Origin of the sequence: Streptomyces manipurensis (genome assembly GCF_049570255.1) — a bacterium.
In the GTDB taxonomy this organism is placed as follows: Bacteria; Actinomycetota; Actinomycetes; order Streptomycetales; family Streptomycetaceae; genus Streptomyces; species Streptomyces manipurensis.
This window is the reverse complement of sequence record NZ_CP186950.1, coordinates 5341720-5355050: the sequence shown is the minus strand read 5'-3', so window position 1 is coordinate 5355050 and position 13331 is coordinate 5341720. Positions and strand designations below refer to the sequence as shown.

Genomic DNA, 13331 nt, shown 5'->3' with positions numbered 1-13331 from the left:
GGTGCATGGTGGGCTGCCTCACGATCCCTGGGGCTGGCGGGCGGAGTTGGTGTCCAGGCGCGGCCCCTTGGAGAGGAACTCCGACCAGGCGATGGGCACCAGGGCGGGGGTCACTCCCCCGTACCCGAGCCGGACCTGGGCCTGGCTGGCCTCGGGACGGCCGGTCCGGCCGCCGCCCTTGGACGGGTCGGGCGCCCCGATCCCCGACTGCGCGGCGTCGCTGTCGCCGTTGGCCTGCACGGCGTAGCGCAGGCCGGTGTCGGTGACCAGGAAGAGGGAGCCGCCGGCGGTGGTCTGTTTGCCCTGCACCTGGGTGTAGAGGAGGCCGGAGCCGGGGGTGACGTAGGCGCTGGTGCCGCTGGCGGTGATGTCGATGGGGAAGCCCGTGCCGGCCCAGGTGCTCAGGGTCTGGTTGCCCTGGCCGTCGACCGAGCGCAGCACGTTGCAGACCGTGTCGCGGTGGTGGGAGCCGTCGCCCTGGCCGCCGGCCGCCGGTGCGGTCTGGTTGATCCGTTCGGTCTTCTTCCGCGGCCAGCGGGCGTCGGCGGCGAAGGGGGTGGTGTCCGGGGCGATGGACTGCAGGTCGATCTCGCGGGCCTTGCCGTGCATGTTGAGCCCGTCGGTGGCCGGTGCGGAGATCAGCAGCCAGGCCACGAAGTCGGAGACCGGGGCCACCTTGCCGGGGAGGACCACGTAGTACTGGGTCCCGGATCCGGTCTGCGCCGTGAGCACCATGCCGACCTTGTTGTCGGCGGCGGCCAGGCCCTTGACGCCGGCGTCGGCGCCCGCCCTGCCGGGGAGTGCGGGGAAGGCGAGGTCGTCGCCGGAGTTGAGGGTCCCCAGCCATTCCGGGCTGACCTGCTGGGGGGTGGCGCCGGTGCCGACCTGGGCGTTGGTCATCGTCGTGGCGGCCGGGGTGCCCTCGGGGAACCTGTACTTGGTGCCGTTCGCGTCCACCAGGTAGCGCTCGTTGCCCGTACCGGTGCTCTGCACGTAGAGGGCCTGGGTGTCGGTGAGCCGGCGGGCGTCGTCGGTGCGGGCGGCCTCGCGGTCGGCGAGGACGAAGGTGGCGGTCTGCACCCCGCGGCCGTTGCCGCCGGGCTGCTGGCAGACGGCCCAGCGTTTGGCCTTGGCGGCCTCGGCCTTGGAGGGGAGCCGGTCGGGGGCGTACGGGATGCCGATGATGGGTCCGCGCGGCGGCCGGCCCGCGTCCAGGACCTTGTCCTCGACCTGGATGACCTTGAACTTCTGCGGGTCCAGCAGGAGTCGGGCGGAGGCGAGGTTCAGCACGGGGTGCAGGCGCGTCTGGTCCTTGCCGTCGACCTTCGTCGTCAGCACCACGTACCGGGTCGTGGAGTCCTTGCCGACGATGACCCGTGTCCCCGGTTCCGCCCAGCCCTTGGGCGCCGTCGGCTTGAACATGCCCCACGCGCCGAATCCCGCGAGGACGAGGGCCCCGACGATCACACCCGGCAGGACCGCCCGCAGGGGGCGCGGCGCACCCTCCTCGGTACCCGTCGCGGAGGGCTGGAGGAACGCCGCCACCGTGCGCCGCTTCGCAAAGGTGTACGCGTTGAGCTCGTCGCGTCGTGATGCCATGACCGTCTGCTTCCCCCCACGCGGCCGGGCCGGCGGCCCCTGTCCCCGGGCCTCGATAGTCGGACCGGGCACCTACTATGCCTCTTGACGGGCGGCAGGGGCGGGCCGGGTAGGGTGAGGCAGCCTCCCAGCGCCTTCCGCACCGGGGCAATCGGGGCTTGTTGGGGTGGATTGGGGAGTTTCCGGGGGCTCGCGGCGGCTTTCGCGCGGCTTCGGAACGCATGGGGCCCGGCCCCGGAAAGGGGAAGTGCGCGAGTGATGGCCACGGCCACGGAGCCGCAGACCGGCGCGCCCCGACCCCCGCGCGGCGGTGTGGCCCCGCACCTGAAATCGGGCCCTGTGCGCTTCGGTCCGTTCCGACTGCAACAACTCGTACTCCTCCAGGTGGCGGCCGCCGTCCTGCTCGTGGCGTGGGTGGTGGAGCCGCTCCTGCTGGTCCCGGCGGGCGGCCTGGCGCTCGTCCTGGTGGTCCTCGCGCTCGTGCGCCGCAGCCGCCGCCCCCTGCCGGACTGGATCGGCGGGGCCCTCGCCCTGCGGGCCCGCCGCCGGCGGGCCGCCGCCTCCACCGTCCCCGCGGGCACCGAGCCCGGGTTCGCCCCGCTCGTCGAGGCCGATCCCGCCCTGCGCACCCTCACGTTCAGCGACCGCGACCGGCGGCCGGTGGGGATGGTCGGCGACGGGACCTTCCTGACCGCCGTCGTCCAGGTGGACGCCGACGCCACCGCGCTGCGGCCCGACCGGGGGGCGCGGCCGCTGCCGCTCGGCCTCGTACGGGACGTCCTGGAAGTGGACGGCATCAGGCTGGAGTCGGCGCAGCTGGTCCAGCACACGCAGCCGGCGCCCGCCCCGCACCTGCCCGAACGCTCGACGGCGGCCCAGAACTACGCGCCGCTGCAGGCCCGTACGGGCTCCCCCGCCGTCCGGCTCACCTGGATCGCGCTCAAGCTGGACCCGGAGCTGTGCCCCGAGGCGGTCACCGCGCGCGGCGGCGGCCTGGCGGGCGCGCAGCGCTGCGTGGTCCGCGTCGCCGACCAGCTGGCGAGCCGGCTGACCGGGGCGGGGTTCCGCGCCGCGGTCCTGACGGAACAGCAGCTGACGGCCGCGCTGGCCACGTCTTCCTGCGCGAACCCGATGGCGATCACCCAGGCCGGCCGGTCCGCGAGCACGGGGCGGCGCACCGAGGAGACCCCGCGGACCTGGCGCTGCGACGACCGCCGGCACACCACGTACTGGATCGGCCGGTGGCCCCCACTGGGCGGAACCGGTGCGGGACTTCCGCAGTTCGTGGCGCTGCTGACCTCGCTGCCCGCGCTCGCGACGACCTTCAGCCTGACGATCGCCGCCGCGGAACGGCAGGCCGTGACCCTGACCGGACACCTCCGGGTGACCGGCCGCAGCGACGAGGAGCTCGTCTCCGCGCGCCGGGAACTGGAGCGCACCGCACGCGGCGTGAAGGCCGGTCTGGTGCGGCTCGACCGCGAGCAGGTGCCCGGGCTGCTGGCCTCGCTGCCGCTGGGAGGGGCCCGATGAGGGGCGGTTTCGGACTGGTCGGCCCGCGGCGGGAACGGCACGTGGTGCCCGCGGCGGACCTGGACCTGCTGGCGGTACCGGTCGGGGACGACGGCGTCGTGATCGGCGTGGACGCCGAAGGGCATCCGGCGGTCCTCGGCGTCAACCGGCCGACCCCGTACGAGGTGACGCTCATCGGCGGTCTGTGGACGGCCCAGGTGCTGGCGCTGCGCACGGCGGCCACGGGAGCGCGGGTGGCCGTGGAGACCGGGCGCGCGCACGTGTGGTCCGCTCTGGCCCGGGCCGCGGGCGGCGGCCAGGAGTGCGTCACCCTGCACGAGGTGGGCCGGGTCCCGCCCCAGGGCGCCTCGGCGGGCAGCCCGGTCCTGGTCGTCCGCGACTGCGGGATGCGTCCGCCGCGCGGCCGCGTCGTGTCCGGGCCCTGGCAGTCGGTGCTGACCCTGCTGCCCTATCTGAGCCCGACGGCACCGAGGTTGCTGAAGCAGTCCTCACTCGTGGGGGTACAGCGGGTCTCCCCGGACGAGGCCGAGCAGATCGCCCACCTGATGCGGCTGCCGCGGCAGGCCGTGGCCGCGCTGCCGACGCTCGGCGACGGGGTGACCCTGTGGTGCACGCCGCGGGACCGGCAGTTCGTGATGACGCAGGGGACGGACACGGAGACGGGCTTGCTGGGCCCGGCGCGCCGGATCGACTGAGCGCGCTCCGCCCGGCGGGGGCGATACAGGACGGACGGGGGCCACGGGCCCCGATTAGGCTGGGCGCAGGCGCGGCGCGGAGGTGGGCGCCGGACCAGTGTTCGACGAACCAGGAGGACCAGTGAGCGGCGATCGGAACGAGAGGCGCGGCGGGACGTGGGACGTCCCGACGGACGATCAGTCCGACGCGGAGCCCGAGGTGACGGGCGAGTTCACCATCGACTACACCCCGCCGGCCTGGTACACGCAGAGCGCCGCTCCGGCCGCGCAGGTGCCCGGGCTGCCCGAGGGCAGCGGGTTCGAGCCGCACCGGCCGTCGGACCTGGACTCGCCGTCGACGATGCGGATCGCTCCGCCGGCTCCGCGCACCCCGTCCGACGAGGCCGGACCGGCTCCGGCCACCGCCCTGCCCTTCGCGCCCGCGCCGCTGCCGGAGGCCGCTGCGTCGGCTCCGGCCGAGGCGGCTCCGTCGGCTCCCGGCGCGCCTTTCGGTGTTCCCGCGGCGGCGGAGGGCGCACCCGCGGCCCCGTTCGGCACGGCTGCGGAGTCCGCTCCGTGGACGCCCCCCGCCCCGCCGCAGGCACCCGCCCGCGCCGAGGCCCCGGAACCGCCGCAGCCGTCGGCCCCGGCCGGCGCCGCGCCCGCGGCGCCGCCGGTTCCCGAGGCGCCCCCGGCACCGGCCGCGCCGTCCGAAGCCTCCGCACCACTTGCACCCGTTGACGCCGCACCGCCCGCGCCGGCCGCGCCGTTCGCCACGCCCGCAGCCACCGACGCCCTGCCCCCGGCCCCGTTCGGCACTCCCGGACCGGCCGACGCCGCACCGCCGGCGCCCCTCAGCCCGCCGGCCGCACCCGGCGCACCCCCGGCCGCGACCGCAGCGGCCGCGCCGGTCGACGCCGCACCCGCCGACGCCGTTCCGCCGGCACCGTTCACCACCCCCGCAGCGGCCGACGCCGTGCCGGCACCGCCCGGCCCGCCTGCTGCACCCGGTGCGCCTCCGGCCGCGCCGGTCGACGCCGCGCCGGCAGACGCCGCGCCCCCGGCACCGTTCACCGCACCCGCTGCGGACAGCGCCGTGCCGCCGGCACCGCCCGGCCCTCCGGCACCGGACACACCGTTCACCGCCACCCCGGCCGCGCCGTACGGCACGCCCGCACCCGCCGACGTCCTGCCCCCGGCACCCTTCGGGTCTCCCGCAACGGCCGACGCCGCACCGCCGGCCGCGCCGTTCTCGGCCCCCGTACCTGCCGACGCCGTACCGCCCGTACCTGCCGCGCCGGTTGACGCCGTGCCCCCGGCACGGCCCGCACCGGCCGAGACCTTCGGTCCGGACCCGTACGCCGAGCCGGCGCCGGCCGAGGTCCTGCCCCCGGCACCCGGAGCTCCGGCACCCACACCCGCCCCCGCCGACGCCGTTCCCGCGGCGTTCGCGGACGCCGCCCCCGGGGAGGCCGTGTTCGGCGGTCCCCCCGCTGAACTGCCGCCACCGCCCGCGGCGTTCGGCCCGCGCGAGGGGTACGCGTACCCGCCCCCGGCGGCGGCCACCCCTCAGCCGGGGCCCCAGCCCGCACCGCAGCCGCAGCCGCAGGCCTACGACCCGCGCTCCGCGGGACAGTGGCCCGTGGGCCCCGGCCAGCAGCACCACCAGGCCCCGCCGCAGGCCCAACCGCAGGCCCAGCCGCAGCCGCAGCCGCACGACCCGCGGTACCAGGCGGCGGCGCCCGGCGGCGGCGCCCCCCTCGGCTACACCGCTGCCGTCGAGCTGTCCTCCGACCGGCTGCTGCGCGGCAAGCAGAAGCCGAAGAACAACAACGCGAGCGGCCGGTTCCGTTTCGGCGGCAAGGCCGCCGAAACCGAGCGCCGGCGCAAGCTGGAGCTGATCCGCACGCCGGTGATGTCCTGCTACCGGATCGCCGTCATCAGCCTCAAGGGCGGCGTCGGCAAGACGACGACCACCACCGCGCTGGGCGCCACGCTCGCCTCCGAGCGCCAGGACAAGATCCTGGCCATCGACGCGAACCCCGACGCGGGCACGCTCGGCCGCCGCGTGCGCCGCGAGACCGGTGCGACGATCCGGGACCTGGTGCAGGCGATCCCGTACCTCAACTCGTACATGGACATCCGCCGGTTCACCTCGCAGGCCCCCTCCGGCCTGGAGATCATCGCCAACGACGTGGACCCGGCCGTCTCGACCACCTTCAACGACGAGGACTACCGGCGCGTCATCGAGACCGTCGGCCGGCAGTACCCGATCATCCTGACCGACTCGGGCACCGGGCTGCTCTACTCCGCCATGCGCGGCGTCCTGGACCTGGCCGACCAGCTGATCATCATCTCGACCCCGTCGGTGGACGGCGCCAGCAGCGCGAGCACCACCCTCGACTGGCTGTCCGCGCACGGCTACGCCGACCTCGTCTCCCGCTCCCTCACCGTCATCTCGGGGGTCCGCGAGACCGCCAAGATGATCAAGATCGAGGACATCGTGCAGCACTTCGAGACCCGCTGCCGCGGTGTCGTCGTGGTGCCGTTCGACGAGCACCTCGCGGCCGGCGCCGAGGTCGACCTCGACCTGATGCGGCCCAAGACCCGCGAGGCCTATTTCAACCTGTCCGCCCTGGTGGCCGAGGACTTCCTGCGGGCCCAGCAGGCCCCGCAGAACCACTGGGGAGCGCCCCAGCAGCCCCAGCAGCCGCACGCCCCGCAGTCACACCCCCAGGCTCAGCAGCCCCCGGCGTACGGCCAGCCCCAGGGCCAGCCCCCGTACCAGCAGCCCCAGCAGCCGTACGGTCAGCCCTACCCGCAGCAGGCACCGCAGCCCGGCCAGCCCTGGCAGCAGCCCCAGCAGCCCCCGCGCGACCCGCGCCTGGGCTGACCGCGCAACAGGAAGGGCCCGTGCTGCCCCGGATCGGGATCCGGGGCAGCACGGGCCCTCACCCGTTCCCGCTCAGCGCCTGGTGTCGTACGCGTCCGTCAGCACCCGGGCCCGCTTCACGTCGTCCGCGATCGCCTCCAGCAGCCCGTCCAGCGACTCGAACCTGGCCATCCCCCGCACGTAGGCGAGGAAGTCGACGGCCACGTGCTTGCCGTACAGGTCCAGCCCGACCCGGTCGATCGCGTACGCCTCCACGGTCCGCTCGGTGGCGTCGAACTGCACGTTCGTCCCCACCGAGATCGCCGCGGGCATCCGCTCGCCGTCCGCCGTCAGCCACCCCGCGTACACCCCGTCGGCCGGGATCGCGGTGTGCGGCGCCGTCTCCACGTTCGCGGTGGGGTAGCCGAGCTCCCGGCCGCGCTGCGCCCCGCGCACCACCACGCCCTCGACCCGGTGCGGGCGGCCCAGGATCTCGGCGGCTCCGTCCATGTCGCCCTCGGCGACCAGCCTGCGCGCCAGCGTCGAGGAGAACGGCACGCCGCCGCCGGCCGCGCCGCGCTCGACCAGGTCCACGACGTCGACCGCGTAGTCGTAGGTGGCGCCCAGCTCGCGCAGGAAGTCGACGTTCCCGGCGGCACGGTGGCCGAAGCGGAAGTTCGGGCCCTCGATGACGGCCCGCGCGTGCAGCTTGTCGACGAGCACCTTGACGATGAAGTCGGCCGGGGACAGCTGGGAGAACTCCGCCGTGAACGGCAGGATCAGCAGGGCGTCCACGCCCAGCCCGGCCATCAGTTCGGCGCGCCGGTTGTAGGGGGCCAGGATCGGCGGGTGGCTCCCGGGGCGGACGACCTCGCTGGGGTGCGGGTCGAAGGTGACCACGACGGACGGGACGCCGAGCTCGCGGGCGGTGGCCACGGCCCGTCCGATGATCAGCTGATGTCCCCGGTGCACGCCGTCGTAGGAGCCGATGGTGACGACGCTGCGTCCCCAGTCCTGGGGGATGTCCTCCAAGCCACGCCAGCGCTGCACTGTGACCGCTCCTCGCCCGAACCCGGTTGGTCGTTGAACTGATTGCCGATTGCAGGTCTAAGACTGCCATGCCGGTGGCCCGTGACCCGCATCGGCGTCCGCGTGGGACGGCCCGGTCCACCGATCCTCAGGTCACGTCCGCGGCGGACCGGCGGAGGGTCTCCACGGTCCGCCGGGCACTCGGCCCCAGCAGCGCGGCGGCGTCCCCGCCCGACTCGGCGAGCCAGCGGGCCACCACCGCCCCGAAGGCCGGTTCGGTGCGGGCCAGCTCGACCGTGCGCCGCTCGAAGACCGCCGGACCACCGGGGGCCCGCAGCAGCTGCCGTCCGGTACGCCGCAGCAGCTCGCGCGTCCGCTCCTGGGGGCGCTGCCCGGTCCCTGCGGCGAGCGCACCGAGGAACGCGTCGAGCACCCGCGGGTCCGCCTCCTCGCGCAGCAGTACGGCGGCCAGCTCGCCCCGCAACGGGTACGAGGCCTCCCCGCCCGGCGCGCCCAGGACGGCCGCCAGCTCCGCCCGGACCCCGACGGGCGCGCCGCGCAGCAGGTCCAGGACCAGCGGACGCACCACGGGCTCGGCGACCGGCCCCTGTTCCAGCCGCCGCTCCACGAAGTACGCCGCGTGCGGCGCGTCGTCCGGACTGCGCGCGAGGTGCTCCCGTACGAGGTCGGCCGCGCGGCGGGCCAGTGCGGGCGTGGTCAGGGCGGCCAGGGCGCGCAGCACCTCGCCGTCGGCCCGGGCCCGCAGCGCGGCGAACACCTCGTCCTGGTCGGGCAGTACGGGCAGGGCCGCCACCAGCGCCGCCGCGGGCAGCCGGGAGCCGTGCTCGGCGTCCCGGAAACAGGCGAGGGCGTCGGGCAGGTAGCGGGCCCGGACCTGCGGATCGCGCAGGAGCACCGCGAGGGCGCTGCCGTGCAGGGGGGCGTCGGCGGGACGGGCGAGCAGGGCCCGGGCGGCACGGCGCAGCAGGTCGCGGTCGGCGGGGGCGCGGACGTGCGGGGCGGCGGCGAGCGCATAGGCGGCGGCCGCGACCCTCCGCCCGGGCCGTTCGTCGTGCGCCCAGCGGTCCACGGCGCGGGAGAGGGCGGAGGGCTCCTCCTCGGCGAGCACGGCGAGCAGCTCGTCGGCACGCGGGTGGGCGGCGGTGACGAGGGCCTCGGTGAGGTCGTCGACGGCGAGGGCGCGGTGCGTGTGCAGCAGGGCCTGGGCGGCGGTGGCGACGGTGGCCCCGGGGCGGCCGCGCAGCCGGCGGCCGTCGCGGAACCACCCGCACAGCAGCGGCTGCACGCGCCGGGGGTCGCGGGCGAGGCGGCGGGCGACGGCGTCGAGGTAGCGGTCGCCGGGCTCCGCCTCGGCGGGGTCGGCGGGCAACAGGCGGCGCAGCAGGTCGAGGCGGTCGGGCTCGGCCAGGCGCAGGCGGTTCCAGAAGCGGCCGCCGAACGCCCCCGGGCCGGCCCGGGTGACGTGCTCGGCGAGGGCGTGCAGGACGGGCAGGTGGGGTCCGGCGTCCGGGGCCCGCAGCAGGGTCTCGCGCAGCAGCCGGGCGGCCCACCAGACGCGGTCCGGTACGGCGCCGGCCGGATCCGCGGCGAAGCCGTCGAGGGCATGGACGAGCCGGGCCAGTTCGCGGCGCAGCCGGTCCTCGGGGAGCCGGCGCAGTGCTTCGAGGACGGGCCCGATCCGGTGCCGGGGCACGGGCAGCGCCGGCCGGGCGGGGCCGTGCACGAGGAGGCCGAGGGCGGTCCCGATGTCCAGGTGGCCGGCCTGGATCCAGTCGGACAGCTCCTCGTGGGCGAAGCGGTAGCCGTTCCCGGCGGGGACGAGCAGTCCCTCGGTGAGCACGGCGGAGGCCCAGCCGGTGCGCCAGGGGAAGAGTTCCTCGAAGGAGGCCCGGTCCAGCTGTCCCTGCCCGGGGCCGAGGCACCGCCGCGCGGCCTCGTGCACCCGCCCGGCGACGCGGGCGGCGAGCCGGCGGACGCCGGGGCCGTGCACCCCGGTGCCCGCGGCGCCGGCGGCGGTGATGCGGACGGCGGTGCGCAGGCACAGCAGGTCCACGTGTGCGGCGAAGACCTCGTCGCGGCCCGGGCGGCCGGCGGTGACCTCCGCGGCCCGGATCCCGGCGAGGAGGTGCAGGGTGAGCGGGTGACGGGCGTCGGGCTCGGCCACGGCGTCGGCGGGGATGCCGAGCCGGGCCCGGAGGGTCCCTGCCTCGTCGGGCGTGAGGTCCGCGAGGGTCAGGGCGGGCGGCAGCCGGCGGGGCTCCCGGGCCGGTTCGTGCAGGGCGCCGGGCGGGTAGAGGGCGCCGGCTCCCTCCCAGTACTCGGGCCGGGCGGCGACGACGAGCCGGGCACCGGTGGCCTCCAGCCAGGCGGTGGTGGCGCCGGTCCAGGGTTCCAGGCGGTGCGCGAGCTCCGGTGGCATCTCCTCGGGGGCGTCGAGGACCACGAGCAGGGCCCGTCCGGCCGCCGCGGCGGCGCGCGCCACCCGCTCTGCGATGCCCTCCGGCTCCCCGACGCCTCGCCCGGGGCCGGGCCCGGGCCGGTCCGGGCCGGTCGGCCCGCCGCCCGGAGGCGCGGGGACCCGGGCCGCCCCGCGTGCGGTGGTTCCGGCGCCCGGCGACCGCTGCCCGGGCACCCTGGCACCGAGGTCGGCCGCGACCGTCCGGGGGGCTGCGCCGCCGGGGCTCCGAGGCCCGGGAAGGTGGGCGGCGCCGGCACCGGCATCGGCCGGGCGGTCGGCCCGGCCGGGGCCGTCGGCCGGTCCGCTCCCGGCGCCGGGTGCGGTCGGGTGCGCGGCTGCCGGAGCGTGCGGGTGCGCCTGCGCGGACGGGCCGGCCACGGGGGTCCCCGGCACCTCCGGTACGGGCGGCACCTCCGGTACGGGCGGCGCCTCCGGTACGGGCGGGCGGGCCCGGCCGGCCTCCGGTGCCGGGCCCGGTCCGTGTTCCGCGGCGGCCGGGTCCCCCGGGTGCGGTCGCCCGCCCTCCGGGTCGGCCGCCGACACGATCTGCCCGGCCGTCGTCAGGGCCCGGGCCACGGCGTCGGCGAGGGAGGCGTCCCCGGCTCGGAGGTCCGCACCGCGCAGCCACAGGGTGGGCGCGGGGCGCTCCCCGCGGGCGCGGTCGGCGGCGAGGGCCGCGAGCGCCGTGGTGCGGCCCGTACCGGGGTCGCCCACCAGGCCGAGGACGGGGCGGCGGCCCGCCGTGAACGCCTCGAGCCCGGCGGCGACGGCGGGCCGCTCCACGCGGGGCCGTCCCGGGCCGGCGGGCCGGGGCGGGAGGGCCGCGCCGAGGGTGGTCGCGGTGAGTTCGAGGGCTCCGGCGAGGTTGAGGTCGGCCCCGCGACCGGGCACGGTCGCGCCGTTGCGGTCCAGCAGTGCGGCGAGCGGGCCGGCCGGGTCGGCGGCCGCCGCGGCGCGCAGCACGACGGCGAAGCCTCCGGTGCGGTGTTCGGCGCGCAGCCCGGTGCCCAGGACGGCGAGCACCGCTCCGGTCCCGACGTCGAGCACCGGTGCCCCGCAGGCCTCTCCGCCCAGGGCGAGCGCGTCCTGCCCGTCGGTGCCGATGGCCAGCTCGACCGCCACCCCGTCGGGCACGGGGTGGGTGCGGTCCGCCGCCGGGTGCGTGACCCGCGCGCCCCCGAGCACCCGCGCCTGCCGCCAGCCGCGCGCGGGCAGCCGTACGTAGGTCCCCGGCTCGACGGTCGCGCGGGCCGCCACGGGCAGCGGCCGCACCCCGAGACCGTCGCTCCGTACGAGGGCCAGGCCGAGGCCGGGCAGGGCGGTGACGTCACCCGCGTCCGCCAGACAGGTGCGTCCGGCCGGGCCCGGGGCGTGCAGCACCATCAGTGTCAGTCCGTCGACGGCCTCGTGGCTGGTGATCACCGTCCCGAGGTCGTCGGCGACGAATCCGCTGCCGCGCTCCCGCCCGGCCGGATCGCAGATCGTCACGAGTTCCGCCATGGCCGCACCACTCCCCGTACCGCTCCACCGCAACACCCCGTGGTCACGACGGTAGGCAGGTGAAGATCAGCACGAACAGCACACAGGACGAACGCGCCCCCTTGCGCTCCCTCCATTCACTCCGAGCGCCTGCTCGGACGGGTGAATATCAGGGTCCGGATGGATAGAGACCTACCCGAGGGGGGTCGTGGAGCGGTGAGCAGCCACGCAAGTGCGCTCACCGCTCCACGTCAACGCCCGGCGGTCCGCCGGGCGGCGGGATCAGACGAAGACCGCGAGGGACTTCGCCTTCCCGTTCTTGCTCTCGACGAGCCCGAGCAGCTGCCCCTGCGGCCCGAAGACCGCGACGGTGCGGCCGTCCCCGTACTCGTCCGGCATGTCGATCCGCACGCCGTTGGCGAGCAGCGAGGCCCGCCGCGCATCCAGGTCCCAGCGCGGGAAGGCGGCGGCCGCCGCCTCGCCGATCGGCATGACGGTCAGCTCCTCCTGGAGCTGGTCCAGGGTCCGCGCGCGGTCGAGCTTGTACGGGCCGACGCGGGTGCGGCGCAGCGCGGTCAGGTGACCGCCGACGCCGAGGTCCGCGCCGAGGTCGCGGGCCAGGGCGCGGATGTACGTACCGCTGGAGCAGACCACGGAGACGACGAGGTCGACGACCTTGGTGCCGTCCTCGGCCTCCGCCTGGCGCATGTCGTACACCTGGAACGACGAGATGGTCACCGGCCGGGCCGGGATCTCGAAGTCCTCACCGTCGCGGGCGCGCTTGTAGGAGCGCACGCCCTTGATCTTGATGGCGCTGACCTTGGACGGGACCTGCATGATCTCGCCCGAGAGCTTGGCGACCCCCGCGTCCACGGCGTCCCGGGTGACCCCGGTGGCGTCCGTGGAGGTGGTGATCTCGCCCTCGGCGTCGTCCGTCAGGGTGTTCTGGCCCAGGCGGATGGTGCCGACGTACTCCTTCTCCGTGAGCGCGAGGTGGCCGAGGAGCTTGGTGGCCTTCTCCACGCCGAGGACCAGGACGCCGGTCGCCATCGGGTCGAGCGTGCCGGCGTGGCCGACGCGGCGGGTCTTGGCGATCCCGCGCATCTTGGCGACCACGTCGTGCGAGGTGAAGCCGGCGGGCTTGTCGACGATGACGAGTCCGCCCCCGGCCTCCGGCCGGGAGGGACCGCCAGGCGTCTTCCCTGCGTTGGTGCTCATTCCGCGGCTGCGTCCTCGTCGTCCTCGCCGGGCTTCTTGTACGGGTCGGCGTCGCCGGCGTACTGGGCGCCGGAGGACACCTCCCGCACCTGGGCGTCGGAGGTGCGCGCCTTCTCCAGGAGGTCCTCGATGGTCTTGGCGTTCTCCGGGAGGGCGTCCGCGACGAAGGTCAGGGTGGGCGTGAACTTGGTCCCCGCCGCCCGGCCGACCGCGGAACGCAGTACGCCCTTGGCGCTCTCCAGGCCCGCTGCCGCGCTGGCCCGGTCCTCGTCGTCGCCGTAGACCGTGTAGAAGACCGTGGCCTCCCGCAGGTCGCCGGTGACCCGGGTGTCCGTGATGGTCACGTGCGTACCGAGGCGGGGGTCCTTGACACCGCGCTGCAGCTTCTCCGCCACCACCTCCCGGATGAGGTCCGCCAGCTTCTTCGCCCGCGCATTGTCGGCCACTGGTC

General features: G+C 76.4%; 8 protein-coding genes. 3 read left to right on the top strand and 5 right to left on the bottom strand.

From position 1 onward, the window contains the following. Positions 1 to 18 precede the first annotated feature (18 nt). Positions 19 to 1599 (bottom strand): type VII secretion protein EccB, encoded by a 1581-nt coding sequence (gene eccB, locus ACPU2J_RS24845; protein WP_420079434.1) that lies wholly within the window; start codon positions 1597 to 1599, stop codon positions 19 to 21. A gap of 258 nt (positions 1600 to 1857) precedes the next feature. Here eccB and eccE point away from each other — a divergent pair, with 258 nt between their 5' ends. The 3 genes from eccE to ACPU2J_RS24830 all read left to right on the top strand — a co-directional run bounded on the left by eccE (position 1858) and on the right by ACPU2J_RS24830 (position 6696). Next, positions 1858 to 3129 carry a type VII secretion protein EccE gene (eccE, locus tag ACPU2J_RS24840; protein ID WP_423834006.1) on the top strand — a complete coding sequence of 424 codons (1272 nt, stop codon included), beginning with the start codon at positions 1858 to 1860 and terminating at the stop codon, positions 3127 to 3129. Beyond that, positions 3126 to 3824: a hypothetical protein gene (locus ACPU2J_RS24835; protein ID WP_420079436.1), complete on the top strand. Its 699-nt coding sequence runs from the start codon at positions 3126 to 3128 to the stop codon at positions 3822 to 3824. Before eccE ends, ACPU2J_RS24835 begins: the two co-directional genes overlap by 4 nt. A 121-nt stretch (positions 3825 to 3945) precedes the next feature. Beyond that, positions 3946 to 6696: an SCO5717 family growth-regulating ATPase gene (locus ACPU2J_RS24830; RefSeq protein WP_423834005.1), complete on the top strand. Its 2751-nt coding sequence runs from the start codon at positions 3946 to 3948 to the stop codon at positions 6694 to 6696. A gap of 72 nt (positions 6697 to 6768) precedes the next feature. Here the strand turns inward: ACPU2J_RS24830 and ACPU2J_RS24825 are convergent, their stop codons facing one another. The 4 genes from ACPU2J_RS24825 to rbfA form a co-directional block, all read right to left on the bottom strand. Then, positions 6769 to 7725 (bottom strand): bifunctional riboflavin kinase/FAD synthetase, encoded by a 957-nt coding sequence (locus ACPU2J_RS24825; RefSeq protein WP_423834004.1) that lies wholly within the window; start codon positions 7723 to 7725, stop codon positions 6769 to 6771. A gap of 127 nt (positions 7726 to 7852) precedes the next feature. Continuing rightward, positions 7853 to 11683, bottom strand: coding sequence for a serine protease (locus tag ACPU2J_RS24820; protein ID WP_423834003.1), 3831 nt, complete (start codon positions 11681 to 11683; stop codon positions 7853 to 7855). Positions 11684 to 11944: 261 nt separating this feature from the next. Continuing rightward, positions 11945 to 12880, bottom strand: a complete 936-nt coding sequence (truB, locus tag ACPU2J_RS24815) for a tRNA pseudouridine(55) synthase TruB (protein ID WP_420079439.1) — start codon at positions 12878 to 12880, stop codon at positions 11945 to 11947. Continuing rightward, positions 12877 to 13326, bottom strand: a complete 450-nt coding sequence (rbfA, locus tag ACPU2J_RS24810) for a 30S ribosome-binding factor RbfA (RefSeq protein WP_030651161.1) — start codon at positions 13324 to 13326, stop codon at positions 12877 to 12879. The genes truB and rbfA overlap by 4 nt, the downstream gene beginning before the upstream one ends. Between the last annotated feature and the right edge of the window lie 5 nt (positions 13327 to 13331).